The sequence below is a fragment of the Thermocrinis sp. genome (genome assembly GCF_036781485.1).
In the GTDB taxonomy this organism is placed as follows: domain Bacteria; phylum Aquificota; class Aquificia; order Aquificales; family Aquificaceae; genus Thermocrinis.
The window spans coordinates 1-21702 of the sequence record NZ_DAIQAX010000015.1 but is presented as its reverse complement, the minus strand read 5'-3'; the positions used below and the strand labels follow the sequence as shown (position 1 = coordinate 21702).

At 42.8% G+C, this 21702-nt stretch carries 29 protein-coding genes and 1 pseudogene; 23 read left to right on the top strand and 7 right to left on the bottom strand.

Annotated features, from left to right (window positions below; all coding sequences use genetic code 11):
• Window positions 1-38 precede the first annotated feature (38 nt).
• Complete coding sequence (gene ppa / locus V7P40_RS07425; RefSeq protein WP_333785343.1) at window positions 39-569, top strand: inorganic diphosphatase; 531 nt, start codon at window positions 39-41, stop codon at window positions 567-569.
• 17 nt (window positions 570-586) lie between these two features.
• On the opposite strand, the gene V7P40_RS07420 is transcribed toward ppa, so the two are convergent.
• The 3 genes from V7P40_RS07420 to V7P40_RS07410 are packed head-to-tail and all read right to left on the bottom strand — an operon-like array spanning window position 587 to window position 2455.
• Entirely contained in the window at window positions 587-1288 is a 702-nt protein-coding gene (locus tag V7P40_RS07420) for a methyltransferase (protein WP_333785342.1), read from the bottom strand.
• Complete coding sequence (gene atpC / locus V7P40_RS07415; RefSeq protein WP_333785341.1) at window positions 1275-1676, bottom strand: ATP synthase F1 subunit epsilon; 402 nt, start codon at window positions 1674-1676, stop codon at window positions 1275-1277. Before atpC ends, V7P40_RS07420 begins: the two co-directional genes overlap by 14 nt.
• Window positions 1677-1690: 14 nt before the next feature.
• The gene (locus tag V7P40_RS07410; protein WP_333785340.1) at window positions 1691-2455 is read right to left on the bottom strand and encodes an MBL fold metallo-hydrolase; all 765 of its coding nucleotides are present in this window, start codon (window positions 2453-2455) and stop codon (window positions 1691-1693) included.
• A 167-nt stretch (window positions 2456-2622) separates the two neighbouring features.
• Between V7P40_RS07410 and hypB the strand changes: the two genes are divergently transcribed.
• From hypB to hypF, 8 genes and pseudogenes are all read left to right on the top strand, one after another.
• Entirely contained in the window at window positions 2623-3336 is a 714-nt protein-coding gene (hypB, locus tag V7P40_RS07405; protein ID WP_333785339.1) for a hydrogenase nickel incorporation protein HypB, read from the top strand.
• A pseudogene (locus tag V7P40_RS07665) lies at window positions 3333-4014 on the top strand (Ni/Fe hydrogenase). The gene hypB and the pseudogene V7P40_RS07665 overlap by 4 nt, the downstream one beginning before the upstream one ends.
• Window positions 4004-4315, top strand: coding sequence for a nickel-dependent hydrogenase large subunit (locus V7P40_RS07390; protein WP_333785336.1), 312 nt, complete (start codon window positions 4004-4006; stop codon window positions 4313-4315). The pseudogene V7P40_RS07665 and the gene V7P40_RS07390 overlap by 11 nt, the downstream one beginning before the upstream one ends.
• Complete coding sequence (locus V7P40_RS07385) at window positions 4290-4652, top strand: hypothetical protein (protein ID WP_333785335.1); 363 nt, start codon at window positions 4290-4292, stop codon at window positions 4650-4652. Before V7P40_RS07390 ends, V7P40_RS07385 begins: the two co-directional genes overlap by 26 nt.
• Window positions 4653-4698: 46 nt before the next feature.
• Window positions 4699-5118, top strand: a complete 420-nt coding sequence (locus V7P40_RS07380) for a nickel-dependent hydrogenase large subunit (RefSeq protein ID WP_333785334.1) — start codon at window positions 4699-4701, stop codon at window positions 5116-5118.
• Window positions 5119-5156: 38 nt separating this feature from the next.
• The gene (gene hypE, locus V7P40_RS07375; RefSeq protein ID WP_333785333.1) at window positions 5157-6149 is read left to right on the top strand and encodes a hydrogenase expression/formation protein HypE; all 993 of its coding nucleotides are present in this window, start codon (window positions 5157-5159) and stop codon (window positions 6147-6149) included.
• A 1-nt stretch (window position 6150) separates the two neighbouring features.
• On the top strand, window positions 6151-6507 hold the full coding sequence (gene hypA, locus V7P40_RS07370) for a hydrogenase maturation nickel metallochaperone HypA (RefSeq protein ID WP_333785332.1): 357 nt from the start codon (window positions 6151-6153) through the stop codon (window positions 6505-6507).
• On the top strand, window positions 6491-8710 hold the full coding sequence (hypF, locus tag V7P40_RS07365) for a carbamoyltransferase HypF (RefSeq protein WP_333785331.1): 2220 nt from the start codon (window positions 6491-6493) through the stop codon (window positions 8708-8710). The genes hypA and hypF overlap by 17 nt, the downstream gene beginning before the upstream one ends.
• On the opposite strand, the gene V7P40_RS07360 is transcribed toward hypF, so the two are convergent.
• Entirely contained in the window at window positions 8696-9178 is a 483-nt protein-coding gene (locus V7P40_RS07360) for a YceD family protein (RefSeq protein WP_333785330.1), read from the bottom strand. The genes hypF and V7P40_RS07360 overlap by 15 nt on opposite strands.
• A 46-nt stretch (window positions 9179-9224) precedes the next feature.
• Here V7P40_RS07360 and V7P40_RS07355 point away from each other — a divergent pair, with 46 nt between their 5' ends.
• The 3 genes from V7P40_RS07355 (at window position 9225) to V7P40_RS07345 (ending at window position 12341) form a co-directional block, all read left to right on the top strand.
• A complete protein-coding gene (locus V7P40_RS07355) occupies window positions 9225-10196 on the top strand; it encodes a YvcK family protein (protein ID WP_333785329.1) in 972 nt (323 codons plus the stop codon).
• A complete protein-coding gene (locus V7P40_RS07350; protein WP_333785328.1) occupies window positions 10183-11694 on the top strand; it encodes an L-aspartate oxidase in 1512 nt (503 codons plus the stop codon). The genes V7P40_RS07355 and V7P40_RS07350 overlap by 14 nt, the downstream gene beginning before the upstream one ends.
• 125 nt (window positions 11695-11819) lie before the next feature.
• On the top strand, window positions 11820-12341 hold the full coding sequence (locus tag V7P40_RS07345; RefSeq protein ID WP_333785327.1) for a hypothetical protein: 522 nt from the start codon (window positions 11820-11822) through the stop codon (window positions 12339-12341).
• On the opposite strand, the gene hisG is transcribed toward V7P40_RS07345, so the two are convergent.
• Window positions 12325-12930, bottom strand: a complete 606-nt coding sequence (hisG, locus tag V7P40_RS07340) for an ATP phosphoribosyltransferase (RefSeq protein ID WP_333785326.1) — start codon at window positions 12928-12930, stop codon at window positions 12325-12327. The genes V7P40_RS07345 and hisG overlap by 17 nt on opposite strands.
• 31 nt (window positions 12931-12961) lie before the next feature.
• Here hisG and V7P40_RS07335 point away from each other — a divergent pair, with 31 nt between their 5' ends.
• From V7P40_RS07335 to V7P40_RS07285, 11 genes are all read left to right on the top strand, one after another.
• Window positions 12962-13825 carry a class I tRNA ligase family protein gene (locus V7P40_RS07335; protein WP_333785325.1) on the top strand — a complete coding sequence of 288 codons (864 nt, stop codon included), beginning with the start codon at window positions 12962-12964 and terminating at the stop codon, window positions 13823-13825.
• A complete protein-coding gene (locus V7P40_RS07330) occupies window positions 13818-14003 on the top strand; it encodes a hypothetical protein (RefSeq protein ID WP_333785324.1) in 186 nt (61 codons plus the stop codon). Before V7P40_RS07335 ends, V7P40_RS07330 begins: the two co-directional genes overlap by 8 nt.
• A gap of 143 nt (window positions 14004-14146) precedes the next feature.
• Window positions 14147-14860 (top strand): carbon monoxide dehydrogenase beta subunit family protein, encoded by a 714-nt coding sequence (locus V7P40_RS07325; protein ID WP_333785323.1) that lies wholly within the window; start codon window positions 14147-14149, stop codon window positions 14858-14860.
• Window positions 14861-14876: 16 nt separating this feature from the next.
• Window positions 14877-16046 (top strand): transketolase C-terminal domain-containing protein, encoded by a 1170-nt coding sequence (locus tag V7P40_RS07320; protein WP_333785322.1) that lies wholly within the window; start codon window positions 14877-14879, stop codon window positions 16044-16046.
• Window positions 16047-16069: 23 nt separating this feature from the next.
• A complete protein-coding gene (locus V7P40_RS07315) occupies window positions 16070-16936 on the top strand; it encodes a thiamine pyrophosphate-dependent enzyme (protein WP_333785321.1) in 867 nt (288 codons plus the stop codon).
• Window positions 16933-17616: a 2-oxoacid:acceptor oxidoreductase family protein gene (locus V7P40_RS07310; RefSeq protein WP_333785320.1), complete on the top strand. Its 684-nt coding sequence runs from the start codon at window positions 16933-16935 to the stop codon at window positions 17614-17616. The genes V7P40_RS07315 and V7P40_RS07310 overlap by 4 nt, the downstream gene beginning before the upstream one ends.
• Before the next feature lie 24 nt (window positions 17617-17640).
• Window positions 17641-17865, top strand: a complete 225-nt coding sequence (locus V7P40_RS07305) for a ferredoxin oxidoreductase (RefSeq protein ID WP_333785319.1) — start codon at window positions 17641-17643, stop codon at window positions 17863-17865.
• A 3-nt stretch (window positions 17866-17868) separates the two neighbouring features.
• Window positions 17869-18147: a hypothetical protein gene (locus V7P40_RS07300; RefSeq protein WP_333785318.1), complete on the top strand. Its 279-nt coding sequence runs from the start codon at window positions 17869-17871 to the stop codon at window positions 18145-18147.
• Window positions 18147-19058, top strand: a complete 912-nt coding sequence (locus V7P40_RS07295) for a GTP-binding protein (protein ID WP_333785317.1) — start codon at window positions 18147-18149, stop codon at window positions 19056-19058. Before V7P40_RS07300 ends, V7P40_RS07295 begins: the two co-directional genes overlap by 1 nt.
• 25 nt (window positions 19059-19083) lie before the next feature.
• Window positions 19084-20058 (top strand): sodium-dependent bicarbonate transport family permease, encoded by a 975-nt coding sequence (locus tag V7P40_RS07290; protein ID WP_345786309.1) that lies wholly within the window; start codon window positions 19084-19086, stop codon window positions 20056-20058.
• 5 nt (window positions 20059-20063) lie between these two features.
• Complete coding sequence (locus V7P40_RS07285; RefSeq protein ID WP_333785315.1) at window positions 20064-20357, top strand: P-II family nitrogen regulator; 294 nt, start codon at window positions 20064-20066, stop codon at window positions 20355-20357.
• Here the strand turns inward: V7P40_RS07285 and V7P40_RS07280 are convergent.
• A complete protein-coding gene (locus tag V7P40_RS07280) occupies window positions 20354-20722 on the bottom strand; it encodes a polymer-forming cytoskeletal protein (protein ID WP_333785314.1) in 369 nt (122 codons plus the stop codon). The genes V7P40_RS07285 and V7P40_RS07280 overlap by 4 nt on opposite strands.
• An 18-nt stretch (window positions 20723-20740) precedes the next feature.
• Window positions 20741-21475, bottom strand: coding sequence for a M23 family metallopeptidase (locus V7P40_RS07275; RefSeq protein WP_333785313.1), 735 nt, complete (start codon window positions 21473-21475; stop codon window positions 20741-20743).
• Between the last annotated feature and the right edge of the window lie 227 nt (window positions 21476-21702).

The following is a 21702-nucleotide window of genomic DNA, read 5'->3' as shown; positions in this document are numbered from 1 at the left end:
TGAAAGTATAATATTATTAAACCCTTGGAGGAGAAAAGATGGATATAAAAAAGATACCCCCTGGTAAAAATCCTCCTGAAGACATATACGTGGTGGTTGAAATACCCCAGGACAGCCCCATAAAGTATGAGCTGGACAAAGAAAGCGGAGCAATCTTTGTGGATAGGTTTTTATTTACAGCCATGCATTATCCTTTTAACTACGGTTTTATACCACAGACTTTAGCCGACGATGGGGACCCAGTGGATGTGCTCGTGGTTTCAAGGTATCCGGTTGCTCCCGGGAGTGTGCTAAGGTGCAGGCCCATAGGTGCTTTGGAAATGAGGGACGAAGAGGGTGTGGATACAAAGCTTATAGCGGTTCCCCACTCAAAGATAGATCCCACCTTTGACGACGTTAAAAGCGTGGATGACCTCCCTAAGGCCCTTTTGGATAGGATAAAGCACTTTTTTGAACACTACAAAGAATTAGAGCCTGGCAAGTGGGTAAAGGTGGAGGAGTTCAAGGGCATTCAGTTTGCCATAGAAGAGATAAAGAAGGGCATAGAAAACTACCGCTCCGCCAAATAATTCTGCGGTCCCTTGTATTAAAGAAAGTTTTCCAAGATTCTTTGGACTTCCTCCGTGTATTTGTTCTGTTTATGATTTATTATGAGTGGACTTTCTACGATTAGCTTAGGTTTTAAGTTTTTCACACCTACGATACGAACCAGCTTAGCATGTCTATCTATAAAAGGATGGAAAAATTTTAGATACATGGGTCTGATGTTCAAACTCTCCATAACACCACAAGCTTCTAAAAGTCTGTAAGAGGGAAGCAAAATATTGATAAAACCTCCATCTTTGAGAATATAGGAAGCTGATTCTAAAAAATCCCCTAAGGTCCCGTCTATTTCAGTGTGATAGGGATTTGCTGATGGTTTTTCATAGAAAGGTGGATTTATAACAACACAATCTAAACTCTGACGCTCCAAAAACTGATTTATTTTCCTAACGTCACATTCCAAGACTTCTATCCTATCTTCAAGATTGTTGTTTTTTACATTCTGCTTGAGTAATTGGATCATAGTGTGGTCTTTCTCCACAGCTATAACTTTACAGTTATACTTTAGGGCTATAAGTATTGAGAGTGCCCCAAAACCTGCACCCAAATCTGCCACTAAGCTTTTTCTCTTTATACCTTTTATGCTCCAAACAAACAGGATTTCTACTACAGAAAGTCTATGAGCCTTAGGTTGGATAAACTTTACTTTACCTCTGAAAAAATCAAACTCTCTAAACCCTTCCAAACCTCTCCACTAATTCCAAAAGCATCCTTGCCCTTTCTACTTGTTTTGTTATCTCTTCTATCTCTTCCATGGTCTGTGCAGTGGCAAGTTTCTTTATCGCTTTATCAAACTCTTCCTTCTCCTTACCGGCGTCAATTTCCCCTATGGTATAAGCCTCCTCTGCTAGTATGATAACCTTTTCTGGTGTTACATCCACAAAGCCGTAAGTAACCGCTATTCCCCCTTCCACCTTCCCGTCAAAGTAAACAAGACCGGGTTTTAACAGAGTCATCAAATACATGTGCTTTTCTAAAACCCCTATTTCCCCTTCTGCAGTGGGAATGTTTACCGAATTTACCTCTTTTGAGAATGCCAAACCTTTTGGAGTAACTATCTCTACCTTTATCATAGCTTATGATTATATCACACGGGTAGCCTGTAGTTTTCTTGAGTCAATAGATCAACCCCCACCTGTAGGTTTTCCACCCACTCTATGAACCTATTTACCATTTCCTTGCCTTTAAAGATCGCTCCGTGCTGGGGCACAATCATCTCTATGTCCAGCTGTCTAACCATGTTTGCCCAAAATCTCAGCACTTTGTTGCTTACCATATATCGCCTGTGAAAACCTTCCATGTATTTGATGTGAGAATCAAAGTCTTCTACAAAAAAGTAATCCTGTCCTAAGCTGGCACCCAGATCTCCGGAGAAAAGTATTTTGGAACAAGGATCATAAACCTGAAAGTTTCCCTCCGAGTGAAGAAAGTGAGCGGGCAAGACTAAAAGTTTACACTCTCCACCTAAGAGGATGGTAGTTCCTCTGTCGTCTATGGGTACTACCCTATCCTCCAACTGACTATCTAACACGAATTGGGGGAGAAACCTCATCCAAAGCTTAGATATGTAAGCTACCGCTTTTGTAGTCATCAACCAACCGTTTATTGAAGCCACTATATCTGGGTCTTGGTGGGATAAGAAAATGTATTTTATCTGAGTTGGCGGAATGTAGAGGGAAATATCGGATAGAAGTTTGGAGAATACCTTATAGCCTCCCGGATCCAAGAGCATTCCCTCATTTTTGTGAATTATTAACACCTGATTAGCCTGCACTGCGCTCGCAGGCGTAAGCTCTTCAAAGAACACAACCTTGTGTTCCGAGGTACTGTAGAGTGCTATCTTTGTTTCCATAGCTTTCTCCTTTTAATAGCTTTCTCCTTTTAAAAATTTTAAAAATTATAAAATATTTATTTAGGTGGTATATTATATTTAGGTGGCTTTTTCAAACAATTCACCCATGGGCATAGTCCCTGGATACTAATAAATTATTTAATGAACAATCATTCGGAGGATAGACTATGTGCAAAGAGTGTGGATGTGGTGGAGAAAATCACAAAGAAAACAAGAAGGTAGTAGAAGCTTTAACAAAAGTGCTTGATGCAAACGACAGACAGGCGCAGGAGAACAGAGAGCATTTTGAAGAGTATGGTGTTTATGCCATAAACTTGATGAGCTCGCCCGGTGCTGGTAAGACCAGCCTTATAGAGGCTACGATAGAGGCTCTGGGTGATAGTGTAAAGATAGGTGTTATAGAGGGGGACCTTGAGACAGACCTTGATGCCCAACGTGTGAGAAGTAAGGGAGCACCAGCTGTTCAGATAAACACGGGAAGTGCCTGTCATTTAGACGCCTTTATGGTTCATAACGGCATACATCAGCTTCCGCTGAAGGACCTTGACCTTGTTTTTATAGAAAACGTAGGAAACTTGGTCTGTCCCGCGTCTTACGATGTGGGTGCGCACCTGAATGTGGTCTTGCTCTCAGCCACAGAGGGTGCGGACAAGCCGGAGAAGTATCCAGTCATGTTTAGACACGCAGACCTTTTGGTGATAACAAAGATAGACTTAATTCCATACGTTGACTTCCCCATAGAAAGTGCAATAAGGTCCGCAAGGAAGATAAAACCGGGTATAGATGTCATAGCGCTGTCTTGTAAAACTAAGGAAGGCTTGGAAGACTGGCTGGACTATCTTAGATTTAAGGTTAGGATAAATAAGAGAGCTTTGAAATGAATGTTCTTTGGATACACAGACTTACGTGCTGTGGAAACACCCACTCTTTTCTAAACTACGAGCATCTGGATAAACTTTTTGGGAAAATTAGGCTTTTGCACCATCCTTCCCTTTCGTTGAACGATGAGAGAGAGGTGGTGGAAAATATATTGAATGGCAAATTGGATTTAGACGTGTTAATAGTTGAAGAGGTCTGTTGGGATCAGATTTTTTATCTTCAAGCGGTAAGCCTGTGATTAACCTTTCTGGTTGTCCAGCCCATCCCGATTGGATAGCCGCTATTTTATTGATTTAGACCAGTGGAACAGGCCGAAGGTCTTTTATTCCACTCTTGCCCATTGGGGATGCACAAGGAACGAATACTTTGAGTGGAAGGTTGAAGCGGAAAGGTTAGGCTCTAAAAAAGGGTGTCTTTTTTACTATTTTGGATGCAGAGGGCCTCTAACCTACTCTTCATGTAATAAGATCCTTTGGAACTCTGTAAGCTCCAAAACCAGAGTTGGGACGCCATGTTTTGGATGCACTGAGTTTGATTTTCCCAGAGTGGGACTCTTTGAAACAAAGCAATTTGCCAACATACCCGCAGAACTCCCCATAGGTGTTTCAAAAAGAGGCTACGTAATGCTTTCTGGAATAGCAAAGGTCTTTGCTCCAGAGAGGTTGAAAATTGAGGATTGAAAAGAGAATATTAGCAAGGGTAGAGGGGACGGCTTACTTAGAGCTTGAGTGGAAGGACGGAGTTATCTCAGATGCAAGGGTAATAGTTGCTGGTTCAAGAAGTTTGGAGAAGGCACTTGAAGGCAGGCCAGTGACAGATGCCCTCGTAATAACACCAAAGGTTTGTGGCATATGCGGTCATGCCCATCTAATGGCAAGCGTTTTGGCCATTGAAAATGCTCTTGGTAATCCTCAGATAAATTCAGAACCATATAAAGTGGTTCTATCTTTTTTTGATGCCAGACTTTCTCAGGTTGGGTGAAGAGCTCAAAGACTTTGAGCCATACAGTGGTTCAAAGTGGAAAAAGGCAATCTCCCTATGTGCTGATATAACTAAGGCTATTGCTCTATTTGCAGGCCAGTGGCCTCATTCTTCCTATGCAGTCCCGGGCGGTGTTACCTCCCAGCCAGACATCCATCAGATATACTCTGCAATGCAAATAGTATGCAATGTAAAGGAATTTTTCTTAGAGGATATGGTGGGCATGTCAGAAGAAGAATATAAAAAACTGAGAGAATCTGGACTTTGGGAGAAGATAGAGGGGGACTGTGGCATTTTTATAGAACTCGGGAAGAAGATTTCATCCTGCAAGTTATAAAAATATTCAGGTTTTAGAAAGAAGCGTATACTCACAAACACAAATTGTGCGCTACAGGGAGGCTCCCTGCGAAACGGGTCCTATAGCAAGAAAAATAGCCTTAGGAGATAAGATAGTAAATAGGCTACACAAAACCTACGGCTCAAGTTTTATTAGTAGAACACTTTCCAGAATTTTAGAAGTTTGGGACCTATTGATTGAAGTAGAAAACCATCTTAAAAAACTTCCCTCTCTTTTAAAAGAACCTTCCCGTTTGGACCTTATGGAAAAGGTAAAAAGATTAAATGGTGAAGGTGCAGCTTTTGTAGAGGCTTCAAGAGGAATGCTGATGCATAGGATAAAGGTTGTTGAGGGGAAGATAGCGGATTACAGAATAGCCACCCCTTCTATGTGGAATCTGGAACCCAGATGTAGGAGATTTTTAGGAGTAGCTGAAAAAATCTATAATGGTATTGAAAAGCTTTGATGCCTGTTCTGTATGCACGGTTAGGTAGGGGATGGGTGATGAGTAGGATAAAGCTCTCCCATGGTGGCGGTGGTGAGGACAGCTGGAAGCTTATAAGGGAGATTTTTTTAAAATACTTTTCCAACCCGCATCTTAACAGATTAGAAGATTCTGCCGTTTTGGATGTGGGCAGTAAAATAGCCTTCACCACAGATGCCTTTACCGTAAAGCCAATACACTTTAAAGGTGGAAACATAGGAAAATTAGCAATAGCGGGAACTGTTAATGACCTTGCGGTTATGGGTGCAAAGCCTGTATATATCTCCGCCAGTTTTATCATAGAGGAGGGATTTTTGTTGGATGAGTTGGAGCTGATAGTAAAAAGCATGAAAGAGGAAGCGGATAAAACAGGAGTCCTGGTGGTTGCAGGGGATACAAAGGTGGTTCCGAAAGGTAGCGCAGATGGAATATTTATATCCACATCGGGCATAGGTCAGGTGCTTTTTGAAGGACTTTCCGCATCCAACGTAAAGCCGGGAGATGTATTGATTATAACCGGTAGCATAGGGGACCATGGAGCATGCATCCTCGCAGAAAGGGAGGGCTTTGAAATAGGTGTAGAAAGCGATTGCAACAGTCTTTGGAACCTTGTGGAAGCCATACTATCCACTGGTGCGGAGGTGCATGCCATGAGGGATCCAACAAGAGGGGGGCTGTCCGCAGTGCTTCACGAGTGGGCTCAAGCTTCAAAAGTATCCTTCATCGTAGAAGAAGAGAAAATTCCCGTAAAAGAACCAGTTTTAGGTCTCTGTGAATTATTGGGATTGGAGCCCTATCACTTAGCTTCCGAAGGAAAGATTATCTTAGCGGTAAAAGAAGAAGATGCGAACAAAGTTTTGGAAGTGCTAAAAGAAAAAAACTTAGAAGGCTTTTCAGTTATAGGAAGGACTGTTTCTTCAGAAAAAAAGCCTGAGGTTCTTTTAAAAACTCCCTACGGAACTTATAGATATTTAGAACCTCCTGCGGGAGAGCTTTTACCAAGGATATGTTAGCATGCATGAGTTTTCTATAGTTCAAAGTCTTTTGGAGCTTGTGGAAAAGATCTGCGAGGAGCACAAGGCTAAGTCTGTCAGTAAAGTTGTTGTTAGCGTGGGTGTTTTGTCAGGCGTAGAACCCCATCTTCTCAAGGTTGCCTTTGACACCTTCAAAGAAAATACGATAGCCCACTCTGCAGAGCTTTTGTTGGAAATAGAAGGACTTACCCTAAGGTGCAACGAATGTGGAGCAGTTTCTGAAAAGAAAGAGTTAAACATTCTGTGTCCCAAGTGTGGATCCTTTAATACAACCATAGAAGGTGGTCAGGATCTTCTGCTAAGGAGTGTGGAGATGGAATATGAGGATGAAGATTGAAATCATAGGTGCGGTGCAGGGTGTAGGATTTAGGCCCTTTGTCTATAGGCTGGCTAAGGAAATGGGATTGAGAGGATTTATCATAAACACACCAGAAGGCGTTAGGATAGAAGTAGAGGGAGAAAAGCTTGAAGAGTTTTTATCACTTTTACAAACCCAAAAGCCACCCCTTGCTCGTATATATTCCCTTTCGGTAGAATACAGCCATGAGGTAGGTTATACGGACTTTGAGATAAGAGAAAGTAATGCGTTTGGAAAGAGAGAAGCCTTTATACTTCCAGACATAGGAACCTGTGAGCAGTGTTTGATAGAACTGTTTAATCCTAAGGATAGAAGATATCTTTATCCTTTTATTAACTGCACTCACTGCGGTCCGAGGTTCACAATCATAGAAAAACTTCCTTACGACAGAGAGAACACTACTATGAAGAGTTTTAATATGTGTGAGCTTTGTAAAAAGGAATACGAAAACCCTGAGGATAGAAGATTTCACGCCCAACCTAATGCCTGTCCTAAGTGTGGTCCTTGGGTTTCGCTTTACGACAACAAGGGATCTTTGCTTGCGGAAAGGGAGGATGCTATACTTCTGGTGCTAAAAGCTCTGAAGGAAGGGAAGGTAGTAGCGGTAAAAGGGATAGGTGGTTTTCACCTTATGTGCAATGCGACCGAAGAAGAAGCAGTAAGGACCTTAAGGGAGAGGAAAAGAAGAAAGGAAAAGCCCTTTGCGGTAATGTTCAAAGACTTAGATCAGCTCAGAACCTTTGCCAAACCTACACCACTTGAAGAAGCCATTCTTTCTTCTCCAGAAAGGCCCATAGTTTTAGTGGAGAGAGGAAGTGGAACACTTTCAGGAGCAGTAGCACCAGGCTTAAAGAAGATAGGAGCCTTTTTACCATACTCTCCACTGCACTACATAATCACAAAAAATCTTGATTTTCCCCTTGTTGCCACTTCTGGCAATTACTCAGAAGAGCCCATAGTAAAGGATAACGCTGAAGCCCTTGAAAAGCTGTCCCAACTGGCGGATCTTCTGCTCCTTCACAACAGGGATATAAGAAGGCGGTGCGATGATTCTGTAGTTAAGGTGGTAGGAGGGGTGCCTTTGCCCATAAGAAGATCCAGAGGATATGCACCGTTACCTATAAGGCTTCCCTACAAACTATCAAAAAAGGTGTTGGCGGTTGGCGGGATGCTAAAGAACACCTTTGCCATAGCCTGGGAGGACAGGGTTTTTGTCAGTCAGCACGTTGGAGACGTGGAAAACTATCAAACTCTTAAAAGCTTTGAAGAGATGATTTTAGACTTTATGGAGCTTTACGAGTTTGAGCCAGAGGTTGTGGTTTGCGACATGCATCCAAGGTATGAAACTACGCGTTGGGCTAAGGAGTTTGCAGAAGAGAAAAACATCCCCCTTTTAAAAGTTCAACACCATTACTCTCACATACTCTCCTGCATGGCAGAGAGGGGGCTAAAAGAGAGGGTTCTGGGAATAGCTTGGGATGGCACAGGCTACGGGACCGATGGCACCCTTTGGGGCGGAGAATTTTTGATCTGCGACTACAAAAACTTTGAAAGGGTCTATCATTTCAGACCTTTTAGGTTGATAGGTGGAGAAAAGGCGGTTAAAGAACCAAGAAGGGTAGCACTTTCCATCCTTCTTGAGGTGTTTGGCGAACAAGCCCTTAACCTTGAACTACCATTTGAAGAAAAAGAGCTTAACATACTGTTTATTTCTTGGAAGAAGGGAATAAATGTTCCCCTTTCAAGCTCGGTGGGAAGACTATTTGATGGTGTGTGTTCCCTCTTAGGCATACGACACTACAACAGCTACGAAGGTCAATCTGCAATGGCTTTGGAAGACCTTTACGACCCTTCTGTAAAAGACCACTATTCCTTTGAGATAGAGGGGAATACAGTAGACTGGCGTCCTCTTATTTTGGATCTTTTAAAAGACAAAAGTAAAGAAAAAGCCCCCTCAAGGTTTATAAACACTTTGGCAAAAATAGCTTTGGAAGTTGCAAAAAGAATAGAAATAAAAAGGGTGTGTCTTTCTGGAGGAGTAATGCAGAATAACCCACTTGTAAGCAGAATAGTGGAGTATCTTACAGGAGAAGGCTTTAAGGCATACACTCACCAGAAAGTCCCAGCCAACGACGGAGGTCTCAGCTTGGGACAGGTAGCCTATTCATTATTTTTGGATTAACCTTTTTAAGGCACTAAACCTTGAATCTTCCTGATGCTCTTCCAATGTTGGGATTGTGCAATCTACGCTACAGAGGGGTTTTGTAGGTATGCTAAGAATTATCTGCTCTCTTACAAGCTCAGTTATATCAAAATGCTCTTCATCTTCCAGGAAACATACGTTCAAATCCTGAGCCTTCAGGCTTATAGCCAGCTTTTCTGGCATTTTCTCTAGTCTCACATTTTCTTCGCTTTCAATCTCTCTTACAAATGGTGTTAGACATCTACTGCATTCAAGCTTAATTTCTCCTTTGATTTTCAAGTTAACCGAATAGCCACCTGTTACCTTTTCTATCTCCACCTCTACATCCACTGGCTTTTCCAGATCTCCAAGGTCTGCCGGCAAATTTAAGTCCTTTGGACTGATCGTGTAAAAGCCGGAAAACCGTTTTGAAGTTTTGAAAATTTCCTTTAGGTTTAATACGGGCATAGGATTTAAAATAAGATAACCAAGTTCTTTTTCAAGGAGGATAGAAATGAAAGTTGTATGCGTAGGAGGAGGAACAGGTTTGTCCAATCTTTTGAGGGGGCTAAAAAAGGAGGTGGGAAACCGCATAGAGGAACTCTCCGCTATAGTGACAGTAGCAGATAGTGGTGGAAGCACAGGAAGACTTAGAAAGTCTTATCACATTCCTGCCCCTGGAGATATCAGAAACTGTTTGGTAGCACTATCGGAAAGTGAAGAGATCCTTCAGAAGCTGTTTCAATACAGGTTTAAAGGTGGAGAGTTAGAGGGACACTCCTTTGGAAACCTCTTTTTGGTAGCACTAACCGACATTACAGGCAGTTTTATTTCAGCCATAAATTTGGCTTCCCAGATACTCAGAACCAAAGGGGAGATCATTCCTGCCACTACGGCAGATGTTCATCTGTGGGCAGAGTTTTCAAACGGAGAAGTGGTTGAAGGGGAGGAGAGTATAACCGAATATGGTAAGGCGAGCAAGGCTAAAATAGTTAAAGTTTGGATTGACCCACCTGACGCTAGGGCGCCCATTGACGCCATAGCAAAGGTTCAAGATGCAGATTTAATTATCTTTGGTCCAGGCAGTCTATACACCAGCATAGTCCCCAACTTGCTAATTAACGATCTGAGGCAGGCGGTAGAAAGCTCAAACGCTATAAGGATCTTTGTAGTAAATGCTATGACCCAGCCAGGGGAAACAGATGGCTACAGTGCCTACGATCATATAAAGGCTTTTTTAGAAGCTACTGGTCTTTCAAAGGTAGATATAGCTATTCTCAATACCAAGATGCCTTCCGATGGGGTTTTAAGAAGATACATAGAGCAAGGACAAGAGCCAGTCATACCAGACATAGCAAAAATAGCCAAAGCGGGTATAACTGTATATGCGGAAGATCTGATAGGAGAAAATCAAGATTTTGTAAGACACGATCCAGACAAGCTAACGGATACGATCCTAAGAGCCTATTCTCATGCACTTTCTTGAGTTTAACACTTCTTTGATTCCAGAAGAACAGGCGGAAGTTTTAGTAATAGGCAGTGGCATAGGGGGTCTTGTTTGTGCCTTAACTCTGTGGGAATTAGGACTAAAACCTGTTATCATCACCAGAGGTGTAGGTAATACCTTTTATTCTCAAGGTGGTATAGCCTGTGCAGTAAGTCCTCAAGATAGCCCTTCCCTTCACTTTTTGGACACTCAAAGAGCAGGAAGGGGTCTTTGTAATACAAAAAGCCTTTGGGTAATGGTGGAAGAAGGTCCTCAGAGGATAATAGACCTTCAAAGGTGGGGTGTGGTCTTTGATGAGGACAAAGCATTGGAAGGGGGCCATTCTGTACCAAGGGTGCTAAAAGTTAAAGATCATACGGGAAAAGCTATATACACAGCCTTATGGGAAAGGATAAAAGAAAAAGGAATAAAGGTTGTAGAAGGGGAGCTACAGGAGATATTAGGGGGACAAACTGTGGAGGGAGCCATTGTTTTGGAAGGAGAAGGGCTAAAGTTTTATAGGACGAACTTTTTGGTATTGGCTACAGGTGGTGCAAGCTCTATGTTTTTGCACTCTTCCGGACACGTTAAAGGTGATGGAATAGGCATAGCCTTCAGAAAAGGCGTGCCTATAAAAAATCCTGAATTTGTCCAGTTTCATCCAACGGTCTTGGAGAATTCTTCCTTTCTCATCTCAGAGGCGGTAAGAGGTGAGGGAGCTACTTTGATAGACAGTGAGGGTAACAGGTTTGTGGATGAACTTCTGCCAAGGGATCAAGTGGCAAGGGCGATATATTCTAAACTAAAAGAGGGAAGGAAGGTGTTCCTTGACCTTAGACCCATAGCAGAAAAAGGAGTAGATATCAAAGAAAGGTTCCCTACCATATACTCTAAGCTTGTGGAAAGCAGTTATGACCCATACAAACAGCCCATACCTGTCGTTCCTGCAGCACACTACTACATAGGTGGTTTAGAGGTTTCTACCTATGGACAGACGAGCATCTTTGGTCTTTATGCGGTGGGAGAGTGCAGTTGCACTGGGGTCCACGGCGCTAACAGGCTTGCTTCTAACTCCTTGCTTGAGGGTTTGGTCTTTGGCTACAGAACTGCTTACCAGATCTATCACGACAAAAAATACGCAAAACCAAGCAAAGCTCAATTTAAACACCTTTCCTCTGGACACGAAAAGCCCAAATACAGATTTGAAGACTTAAAGGTTTTAATGTGGAATCACTGCGGTATTGAAAGGGAAGAAGGTTCTCTAATGGAAGGTATAAAAAAGCTTTTAGATTGGCTTAAGGATTGGAAAAGTTGGGAGAGGACTCCAGAGAGTAGAAGGCTTTTTGATGTTAGCCTTGTTGCCTTTGCCACACTATTGGGCGCTCTCCAAAGAAAAGAATCAAGGGGATGTCATTACAGAAAGGACTTTCCCTACCAAAGGGACCAGTTTGAAAGGGATACTATAATAGGTTTCTTTGGTTTAAACTTATTGGGATGAGGTTAAGAAAATTGCTAAGAAAAAGCGAGCTGTTGGATGAAAGGTCAGAAGTGCAGGAACTTTTCAAGGAGTAGCAAGAGATAGACTATGAGTTTAAAACTCAAGAGATCAACAACTGCTTAGTTTTGGAAGTTAGCCTAAATCCAGAAAGCTTTGAAGCATTGATAGGTATCTTTTCAACTAAAGAAGAAGCTATGGGAGCTTTTTTAAGTCTTGCGGAGGAGCTGGGATGGGAAAAGGTGCCAGAAAGCTTTGCGTTTTACCATGCCATCTTTGACGGCAATAAGGTTATCGCAGGGATAAAAGTAGATGGTCAGATATACACTTACGACCAGCTTAATTTAGAAGCAATGATCAGACAGTTAGCAAGCAAAGACAGAATAGTGGTTTATTCCATGGATGTTTTAACTTACATAAAGGACATATACCCAGAGGTGGATAGAAAAACCTATTCCATATCCAAAGCTATAGCTCAGAAGGCGATGAACCCACCTGACTTAGACATCTTAGCCAAGCTTTACGGGAGGGAACTAAGATCCATTGAAGACTACCTTAACTTTATTGAAGAACTAACAAAAGCACCAATAAGGTTGCCAGAAGGGGAAGTTGAACTTCCAGCCTTAGACGGACCTACTCAAGCTTGCTGATTAGCTGGAATATCTGCTCTTTTTTGTTGCGATAGCTTGCCCTGTTGCAAATAAGCCTTGCGGTTGATGGACTGATCTCTTCAAAGATTACTAAATTATTCTCCTTTAAGGTCCTTCCGGTTTGCACCAAATCAACTATGGCGTCAGATAAATTAAGAAGGGGGGCAAGCTCTACAGAACCATTTAGGTGTATTACCTTAGCCTTTATGCCCTTTTCCAAAAAAAAGTTTTTTGTTATCCTTGAATACTTTGTCGCAACTCTTAAACAGGAAGAAGTCCTGTAGTAGTCGTATTTTTCTTGCCTTCCTGCCACTACCAACCTGCAAAAGCCTATACCAAGGTCAAATAGCTCATAAACATCCGGCTCTCTTTCCAAAAGCACGTCATAACCAACCACTCCCAAGTCCGCCACACCGTTTTCTACATAAACGGGCACGTCAAAGGGCTTTACCAGTAAAAACTCGTAGTCTTCAACCTGAACCTGGAGCTTTCTCCCTTCTTGAAAAGTGCTTTGGATAATCCCCCTGCTTTTCAAAAACTCAACGCTTTCTTCAAAAAGCCTTCCCTTCGGTAGAGCAATTCTGAGCATATAGAATTTTATAATAGATAATATGCGAATAATGGAATTTTTGAAAGAGAACAAACTCTCCTTGGGAGACAACTTTAGACTACTTCTTGAAAGGCTTGATATGTATGACGAAGGACTAATAAAAAGCGTGGAAAGTAAAATAGGAGAACCTGCCAAGATGTCCAAGTCAAAGGCTAACACTGTGGACCCAGAGTTTGCGGTGCAAAGCTTTGGTGCGGATACCATAAGGCTATACATACTTTTTGCTGGGCCTGTGGAAAAGGATTTTGAATGGACCGACGAGGGAGTTCAAGGAGCCTATAGATTTTTGAGAAGACTTTGGAATTACTTTCACGAAAGGCTTGATGATATAAAGAGCTTAACATATTCAAAAGAAGAGCTTGCCCATGTTCATGGAAAGGTAAAAGAAATTAGAAGGAAGGTCCATCAGACCCTAAAAAAGTATCTTCAGGACATGGAGGAGCTCTCTTTCAACACCGCTATAGCCAGCATCATGGAGCTGGTGAATGCAATTCAGAATTTCAAGCCGGAGAAAGATGAAGATTACAAAGTCTTAAGAGAAGGCTTAGAGATTATTCTTTTCATGCTGTATCCAATTACACCCCACATATGCGAGGAGCTGTGGAGCAGACTGGGATATGAAAAGTTACTTATGCACTATCCATTCCCAGAGCCAGACGAGGAAGCTCTCAAAGTGGAGGAAGTTGAAATCCCAGTCCAGATAAACGGAAAACTAAGAGGCCATATAAGGTTGCCCGTGGGAGCACAAGAGCACGTGGCAAAAGATGCGGTCATGGCAAACGAGAGGATAAAAAAACTCATAGAAGATAAGAGGATACTGAAGGTTGTTTATGTGAAAGACAAGCTTATAAATTTAGTAGTAAGCGATGGATAGCTTGCTTGGTTGGGTCCTATTCATAGTTAAATTGCTGATCCTATTGGTAATAATCAGTATACCACTCCTTCTGATCATAGTGTTCATCTCCAATTTCCTCTACAAGAAAATAGACCCTAAGTATGAAGAGATAAGAAGAAAGAAAATGAAGGAGCTAGGAGTAAAGGATGGAGAATAATCGTATATACGTCCCTGAGCGGAATTTTAGCCCGTAAAAGGGCACTTTACAAAAAAAAGTATGACAAAAATCATACTATTTACCCTTGACAGCTTTTCAGTATATGCTAATTTTTTGATAATCCGAGAAGAAGGAGGTAAGAAATGCCTATGCGAGTTGTACCTGGACCTTTTGGTTATATGCCCATCCCAGCTGCCTTTGAGGGAGTAGAGTTACCTCCACCAGGTAAGGCTTTGCTTTACGGTGAAATAGTGGATGAAGAAGTGGCTATGAGGGAAGCGGCAAAGGCTTTGCTCACACGCAGAAATCCTACCATATTCCCCGGACCCTTGGTTCTGTGGGGATGGAACGCCGGAGCTATGGAAAAGGCTAAGGCTGTGTTGGAGCTTGCAATGGAAATTCCCAATTGCAGAATTATTCCTATGCCAGACTACAGACCTAAGTATCCCAAAATAGACCCAGAGGCAGAAATAAATCCCAACCATCCAAACCTTACCATACTTCACAATAAAATAGAAGCCTGTATTTTTGTAGGAGTTCATTGTCATTACGCGAACCTTTCTCTTAGGATGATAAGAGCAGGAACTAACTGTTTTACAATAGCCTTGTGTGCAGAAATGGGTCACGAAGACGCTATGGTCTCTCTAAGGGATGTGCATGCAGAAGAGATAAGAAAGTTCAGGGATGTGCTTGTGCAAGTGAGGAAAGAGCTTGGTATTGAGTGGGAACCAAAGCTTCCTCCAGAAAATCCATCCCTCCCACCTGAAAAATACGAAACCCTCTCTGCACTAGATTATGGAGAATACTTATACCTTCTTATGCCTAAAAAAGGCGAGACTGTAGAAGAAAGCGAATAAACTTGGAGGTAAAATCATGCCAGAGCAAAGGGTTGTAGATGCAGATTATCTTCTTTTAGAAGCTCCAAGGGAGCGAAAGTTTATAACAGGTGCCCAAGCTATGGCAGAGGCGGTCAAGCGTGCCAACGTAGATATAGCCATAGCCTATCCCATTACTCCTCAGTCTGAAGTTATGCACTTGGTTGGAGATTTATGGGCTCAGGGCTATCTTAAGGACTACTACAGAGCAGAAGAGGAATACGGTGCTATGTCTGCCATAGCTGGTGCAGTGAGAGGTGGTGCAAGGGCATTTTCTGCTACCTCAGGACCTGGTCTTTTGAGAGGACTTGAAGCAATAGCCTCTTGGCCTGGGCACAGGATTCCTGCGGTGCTTGGAGTTCTCACCAGAGTAGTCAATGCTCCCCTTTCCATACAGCCAGACAACGTGGAGATCGCCTACCTTCTAAACTGCGGTATAATAGTTTTGCACGCAGAAAATCAACAAGATGTCTTTGATTTCACTTTGGCAAGCTTTGTCATATCCGAAAAGGTGGATGTTTATATACCCGTGGCAGTTTGCACCGAAGGATTCTTCGTCACTCACGCAAAGGGTTATGTGAATATGACCCCAGAAGATATGAAACTGCCCCCAAGGGACCCATATAAGGCACCCGTTCCACCCACCGACTGCGAAATACCGCCCGCAAGGATCCAAAGGGATGCACCAGTTCAGAAGTCTAACTTTATGAGCTATCTGATACACGCTGTGTGGCAACAGGAAGTTTGGGCATCCAACATAAGGGCTATGAAATACATATACAAGTATCTTGGAGGTCCCATAGAGGTGGTAAATCCTGATGCGGAGGTATTCATAGTGGCTTCCGGCTGTGCAGCAGCGCAAGGAAGGGAAGCGGTAAGATACTCACAGATGGAAGGCCTAAATGTTGGCCTTGTTAAAGTCAAATCCATAAGACCATTCCCAGAAAAAGAAATAAGGGAAGTACTTAAAAAGGCAAAGGCTGTAATAGTTCCAGAGCACAACATAGTAGGATGGTTAGCCAGAGAAATTAAGGCTGCCATTCCAGACAACGATAAGGTTATAGGTGGTCCAAGGGTTTACGGTGGTATGACCTTGCCAGTGGAACTTATTATGGAAAAAATATACTCTGCCCTTGGTATAAAGAAGGAAAAGAAAGTAGTAGTTTAAAAAACTAAAAAGGAGGTGTTATCATGGGCTTGGAATATGTAAGGATTTCTCCAGGTTTTGAAAGATATATGCCCAAGGATTATGTGGACCTGGTCAAATATGGGCAGTTTGGCAAACAGATAGATGTGCAACAGCTTGGGCAGTTTAAAGAGCTAGTAGAAGAGCATCCAATGTGCGCTGGATGTTTTATGGCTTACTTCATAAGGATCTTTTATGCATCTTTGCCTAATCCAGAGGATACCATAGTCATAGGCACCGCAGGATGTGCAAGGCTTGCCCTTTCTCAGGCAGCAGTGCCCTTTATCTACGGAAATTACGGAGACACAAACGCGGTAGCTTCTGGGCTAAAGAGAGCACTTACCATCAGGTTCCCAGACAAGCACAAAGACGTAGTAGTCATAGCTGGTGATGGGGGTCTTATAGACATAGGCTTTGGTATGACCATGCACTCTTGGTTCAGAAGGGAAAAATTCACAACCATAATGGTGGACAATGAAGTTTACGGAAACACTGGAGGTCAAGAGAGCGGAATGTCTCCAAAGGGTGTTCAGCTTAAGATGGCACCAAAGGGTAAACAGTTTGACAAAATAAACGCAGTAGAGCTGGCAAAAACTGCAGGATGCGTTTATGTAGCAAAACTTGCACCTACAAATCCCAAAAGAATAGCAAAGACCGTAAAGAGAGCCATCCTTGCCGCAAGGCACTTTGGACCAACCTTCATACACGCATACACCTCTTGCAACATAGAGTATTCCATACCCACAGAAAAGGTTCTTGAAGATGCAAGGAAGAGAGAAAAACAAGACTTTGCCTTTTACGAATGGATGACCGACGAAGTCAGAGAATTTTTTGAGGAGATAGAAAGGAAGCCTGAGGAGGTAAAGGCATGAAAAGGTATAACATCAGAATAGCAGGTGTTGGTGGGCAGGGGGTGGTCACCTCCGCCCATATTCTTGGAAATGCTATGTCCGCTGCAGGAAAGTATGCTACATTGGTTCCCTTCTTTGGGTCTGAAAAGAGGATGGCTCCGGTGGAAGCTTACGTAAGGGTTTCAGATCAGCCAATCTACGAAGTGGGAGAGGTGGTCTATCCAAACGTGATAATGATCTACCATCCCCAGGTTATAACTCACGGAAAGTCCTACACCATGCCCTTTTACTCTGGACTTAAGGAAAATGGAACTGTTATAATAAATACAGACGTGGATATAATACCTGAAGAGGATTGGAAGATCCTTGAGGAGCTCAACACTAAGGTTTACATGTTTCCAGCCACAAAAGTGGCCCTTGACATAGCGGGCACGGAGCTTGCGACGAATATGGCTATGATAGGACTCTTTTTTGGTATAACTAGGATAGTTGGTTTTGAGCACATAGAGCAAGCGGTTAGAGAAAGATTCTTAGGTAATACCTTCGTTGCCTCTGGGGGGACCACAGCCCTTGACAGTGCAATAGAGAAAAAGTTTAAGAAGAAAATGGAGCTACTTGAAAAGAATATGCAGGTCATAAGGGAGGCGTTTAGGATTGCAGAAGAAAGGGGTTGGGTGGAAGAGGAAGCTTACACACGTTAAAACTCATTGGAGGTGGCCTGAGGTATGTACTATGTGGCGGAGGTAAATGAAGCTGAATGTGCAAAGTATAACTGCAAGCAGTGTGTGCTCTTTTGCCCAGAGCCAAACACGCTTATGTATGAAAGTTCTAAGCACACCGCTTGGGTAAATTATTCCAGATGTAAAGGCTGTGCCATATGCGTTTATGTATGCTCTAACCTTCTAAAGAGAAACTGCATACAGATGGTTATGATGACTTCGGGGGAATAAACTATGGAAGATATTAAGCAAAAGTTTGAACAGTTGGCTGAAGAAGTGGAAAGAAACATGGCAAATCCTGATGTAGATCTGGAAGTCTGCTTTGATGAATCCTGTGGAGTTCCTTACTTAACCGTTAGATACGTAGTTGAAGGACACAGCGTGCACGAAAAGAGAATAGACATAGACAAGGAATATTGGGAGAAAGACGTAAAGGATCTTGCTAACTTCGTAACTTTCCAGATTGAGCAATTTTTGGAAGAGATAGACTCGGTAGAATACGGTGGTGAGTAATGACTCCCGCCTTTGTCATAACTGGCTTTTTGGGTAGTGGTAAAACTACTCTTTTGATAAACTCTGCGAGGACACACTTTAAGGGAAAAAAGGTGGCAGTTATTGTCAATGAGCTGGGAGATGTGGGAGTAGATGGGAAGATCATACAAAACACCTATTCCAGCGTTTTGGAGTTGCCCGAGGGGTGTATTTGTTGCAGTTTGCACGCAGAGTTTGAAAAGGCTATAAAGGAGATAAGGGAGAAGTATGAACCTGAGGTGCTCTTTGTGGAAACCTCGGGTTCTGCAGAGCCCTTCCCGGTGATGTTTAGCCTCAAAAGTTTGGGCTTTTCGGTGGATGGGGTTCTATGCGTAATAGATGCCAAAAACTTTGAAAGATACAGCTCCGAGAGCACTGCCCTCTATCAACTGGGGGGCTCCAACATAGCGGTCATAAACAAAATAGACTTGGTTTCTGAAGAAGAGCTCAAAAAACTTGAGGATAAGGTCTTTGAACTTTGGGAGAGCTACGCGGTGAGGAATGCCTTTACGGGCGAAAAGCTCTTCAAGGAGCTAAGACTTTACAGAACTTCCTACGGGACCTTGCCCGAAGAAGTCTTCGTAGGTGCTTTATCTCTCAACAAACTCTTGGAGCTCGCCGAAGAGGATGATCACCATCATCACCACCCCTACACCCAACGGGTGGAGTTTTACAAAGAACCCTTTGAATACAAGAATTTGGTGGGGTTATTCAAAAACCTTCCCAAGGACGTAATAAGGGCAAAGGGTATCGTAAGGCTAAAGCACGCACCCTATCCCTTCTTTGTAAATTACGTCTTTGGGACCTTTGAGATGGGAGAGGAGGTCCCCACCTACAAAGGGGAAAGCTTTGTGGTATTCATAAGCGAAAACCCTCTGAAGGTTTCGGTATAGACCTTGAGGAGGTAAAAATATGCCCATAAATATAGACCTTATTCTGCAGAACGTGTTAAACCCTCCCATTCTGTTTTTTTTCCTTGGTATGTTGGCGGTTTTCGTAAAATCGGATTTAGATGTGCCCCAACCTCTGCCAAAATTCTTTTCTCTTTTTTTGCTTATCTCCATCGGTCTTCAGGGTGGGTATAAACTGCACAGTGGAGGCTTTGGCTTAGACATTTTGCTTGTTTTATCCTTGGCTATGTTTATGGCGGTTTTGGTCCCAATATACACCTTCTTTATTCTAAGGCTCAAGTTGGACGTTTATAACGCTGCAGCGATAGCGGCCACCTATGGCTCCATCAGTGCGGTAACCTTTGTAACCGCGGGCACCTTTTTGAACGCCGTAGGGGTGCATTACGATGGCTTTATGGTGGCGGCAATGGCCCTTATGGAATCCCCCGCCATAATAATAGGTCTTATACTGGTTTCTATCTTTGCCAGAAACGACAATGCAAAAGAAAGGATAGAGTGGGGTGAGCTTTTGAGGGAATCCTTCTTTAATGGTTCCGTGCTTTTGTTGGTGGGTTCTATGGTTATAGGGCTTTTGGTAGGAGAAAAAGGTTGGAAGACGATGGAGCCCTTCTTTGGCGACCTTTTTAAGCCTATGCTTGCCTTTTTCTTGCTGGATATGGGGTTGGTTGCCGCAAGGCAGTTGGGAGCCATAAAGAAGGTGGGCGGCTTTCTCTTAGCCTTTGGCATAATGGTTCCTATCTTTAATGCCATGCTTGCCATCTCGCTTGCCAAATTCTTCGGCTTTGAAAAGGGTAATGCCTTTATGTTTTCTATTCTCTGTGCCAGCGCATCCTACATAGCGGTGCCAGCAGCCCTAAGGCTCTCCATACCGGAGGCAAACCCAAGCATATATGTAACCATGTCTTTGGCCATCACCTTTCCCTTTAACATAATTTTTGGTATTCCTATATACTACTCTGCGGTAAACTTCCTGTGGGGGTAATAGATATGATCGCACAGAAGAAGGTGGAGATCGTTATCAACAAGACCTACCTAAGGAAGATCCTTGAGTTTTTGGAACAGCAGGGGGTCAAAGGCTACACGGTCATAGAAGATGCCTTAGGGCTTGGAGAGCGCGGTCTGATGAGGGGCGACGAGATCACAGATACCTTTAAAAACAGCTACGTTTTTACCGTCTGCGATGAGGAAACTGCCAACAGGTTAGCGCATGGCATAGTGCCTTACCTAAAAAAATACGGTGGTGTGTGTTTTATCTCCGATGTGCTTTATGTAGTGCATTAAACGTTCGTTCCTCCTTCTGTCATCCTACACTCGCCGTTGTAAAATGCCCCTTTTTCTACGTAAAGCTCCAAAATTTCAAGCTTTCCAGAAACTTTAGAACCTCGTTTCAGTTCCACACTTTTAGCCTTTATGTTTCCCAATACCCTTCCGTATACGATCAAGCTCTCCACGTTTATATCTCCTTTAACATTTCCGCTTTCTCCTATTATGAGCCCACCGTTGCCAGTGATGTTCCCCACGATTTCCCCATCTATTCGCGTGAGCCCTTCTGAGATCGTAATGTTGCCTTCAAAAATCGTCCCCGCACCTATTAATGTCTTAATCTCCTGATCTACACCTTGCTCTTTCCTCTTCCCACCAAACATGTTAAACCTCCTTTTTGGCTATTTTAAAACCAGAAAATTTATAGGGTTTAAATGTTTTCCATCCCGTATCACCTCATAGTGAAGATGGGGTCCCGTGCTTCTTCCTGTAGAACCAACCCTTCCCAGAACTTGACCAGCTTTGACCTCTTTGCCTTCCTTTACCTCAATTTTTGACAAATGAGCATAGAGAGTAGTATAGCCGGAAGGATGTTTAAGTATGACTGTATTGCCATAGTCTGCATACCTGCCTGCAAAAACAACCACACCATCTGCGGTAGCCCTAACCTGCGCACCTATAGGAGCATCTATGTCAATGCCAGTGTGAAACTCATACCCCCTTCCAAAAGGATTCTTTCTCCACCCTACGTGAGAGTTTATTTTCCCATAAACAGGGTAGCCTAAGGGAATACTCCTGATCTCCGTGATGATCGCTTCTGCCCTCTTTTCAAGAAACTCTATGCGTGAAAGGTCTAAGTAGCTTGTCCCCTGATAGCTTGGTCCGCCAACGGCTGCTTTTTTAATACCCCTCTGAGAAAGATAGGATTCTATCTCCAACAAACGAGCTTCTAAAGACCTTAGCTTTTGTGCCAGCAGATGTTTTTCCCTATCAAGTTCTTTCCTTTTCTGGATAATTTCTCTGTTTTCTTCTTCAAGCTCCTCCACACGAGCCTTTAGATGAAGCTTGTAGGAGAGCAGGGATAAACTGAAGGTGTAAGCCATTAAGGATGCAAAGATATAGATGCTAACAAACATAAAAAAAGCCTTGAGATAACTTTTGCGGATCCTAATAGTCTTGGGAGGTTTTCCTTCATGCTGAACTAAAATTATGCTGATGTATTCCTTCATTTCGAACCTCCCTGCTGGATATTTCGAAAATATTATAATACTTTTGTGTCCATACCGAGAGGCTGTTCTAAAAATCCTCCACAAAAGTAAAGAATAAAGCCAGAGGGCTATCATGTGGAAATTTCACCAAACTT

Bases quoted from the DNA above. Each gene is read 5' to 3' on its own strand.
- ppa (WP_333785343.1), top strand. From the start codon at position 39: ATGGATATAAAAAAGATACCCCCTGGTAAAAATCCTCCTGAAGACATA.
- atpC (WP_333785341.1), bottom strand. From the start codon at position 1,676: ATGATAAAGGTAGAGATAGTTACTCCAAAAGGTTTGGCATTCTCAAAA.
- V7P40_RS07410 (WP_333785340.1), bottom strand. From the start codon at position 2,455: ATGGAAACAAAGATAGCACTCTACAGTACCTCGGAACACAAGGTTGTG.
- hypB (WP_333785339.1), top strand. From the start codon at position 2,623: ATGTGCAAAGAGTGTGGATGTGGTGGAGAAAATCACAAAGAAAACAAG.
- V7P40_RS07385 (WP_333785335.1), top strand. From the start codon at position 4,290: ATGCCAGACTTTCTCAGGTTGGGTGAAGAGCTCAAAGACTTTGAGCCA.
- hypE (WP_333785333.1), top strand. From the start codon at position 5,157: ATGAGTAGGATAAAGCTCTCCCATGGTGGCGGTGGTGAGGACAGCTGG.
- hypA (WP_333785332.1), top strand. From the start codon at position 6,151: ATGCATGAGTTTTCTATAGTTCAAAGTCTTTTGGAGCTTGTGGAAAAG.
- hypF (WP_333785331.1), top strand. From the start codon at position 6,491: ATGAGGATGAAGATTGAAATCATAGGTGCGGTGCAGGGTGTAGGATTT.
- V7P40_RS07360 (WP_333785330.1), bottom strand. From the start codon at position 9,178: ATGCCCGTATTAAACCTAAAGGAAATTTTCAAAACTTCAAAACGGTTT.
- V7P40_RS07355 (WP_333785329.1), top strand. From the start codon at position 9,225: ATGAAAGTTGTATGCGTAGGAGGAGGAACAGGTTTGTCCAATCTTTTG.
- V7P40_RS07350 (WP_333785328.1), top strand. From the start codon at position 10,183: ATGCACTTTCTTGAGTTTAACACTTCTTTGATTCCAGAAGAACAGGCG.
- hisG (WP_333785326.1), bottom strand. From the start codon at position 12,930: ATGCTCAGAATTGCTCTACCGAAGGGAAGGCTTTTTGAAGAAAGCGTT.
- V7P40_RS07335 (WP_333785325.1), top strand. From the start codon at position 12,962: ATGGAATTTTTGAAAGAGAACAAACTCTCCTTGGGAGACAACTTTAGA.
- V7P40_RS07330 (WP_333785324.1), top strand. From the start codon at position 13,818: ATGGATAGCTTGCTTGGTTGGGTCCTATTCATAGTTAAATTGCTGATC.
- V7P40_RS07325 (WP_333785323.1), top strand. From the start codon at position 14,147: ATGCCTATGCGAGTTGTACCTGGACCTTTTGGTTATATGCCCATCCCA.
- V7P40_RS07320 (WP_333785322.1), top strand. From the start codon at position 14,877: ATGCCAGAGCAAAGGGTTGTAGATGCAGATTATCTTCTTTTAGAAGCT.
- V7P40_RS07315 (WP_333785321.1), top strand. From the start codon at position 16,070: ATGGGCTTGGAATATGTAAGGATTTCTCCAGGTTTTGAAAGATATATG.
- V7P40_RS07310 (WP_333785320.1), top strand. From the start codon at position 16,933: ATGAAAAGGTATAACATCAGAATAGCAGGTGTTGGTGGGCAGGGGGTG.
- V7P40_RS07305 (WP_333785319.1), top strand. From the start codon at position 17,641: ATGTACTATGTGGCGGAGGTAAATGAAGCTGAATGTGCAAAGTATAAC.
- V7P40_RS07300 (WP_333785318.1), top strand. From the start codon at position 17,869: ATGGAAGATATTAAGCAAAAGTTTGAACAGTTGGCTGAAGAAGTGGAA.
- V7P40_RS07295 (WP_333785317.1), top strand. From the start codon at position 18,147: ATGACTCCCGCCTTTGTCATAACTGGCTTTTTGGGTAGTGGTAAAACT.
- V7P40_RS07285 (WP_333785315.1), top strand. From the start codon at position 20,064: ATGATCGCACAGAAGAAGGTGGAGATCGTTATCAACAAGACCTACCTA.
- V7P40_RS07280 (WP_333785314.1), bottom strand. From the start codon at position 20,722: ATGTTTGGTGGGAAGAGGAAAGAGCAAGGTGTAGATCAGGAGATTAAG.
- V7P40_RS07275 (WP_333785313.1), bottom strand. From the start codon at position 21,475: ATGTTTGTTAGCATCTATATCTTTGCATCCTTAATGGCTTACACCTTC.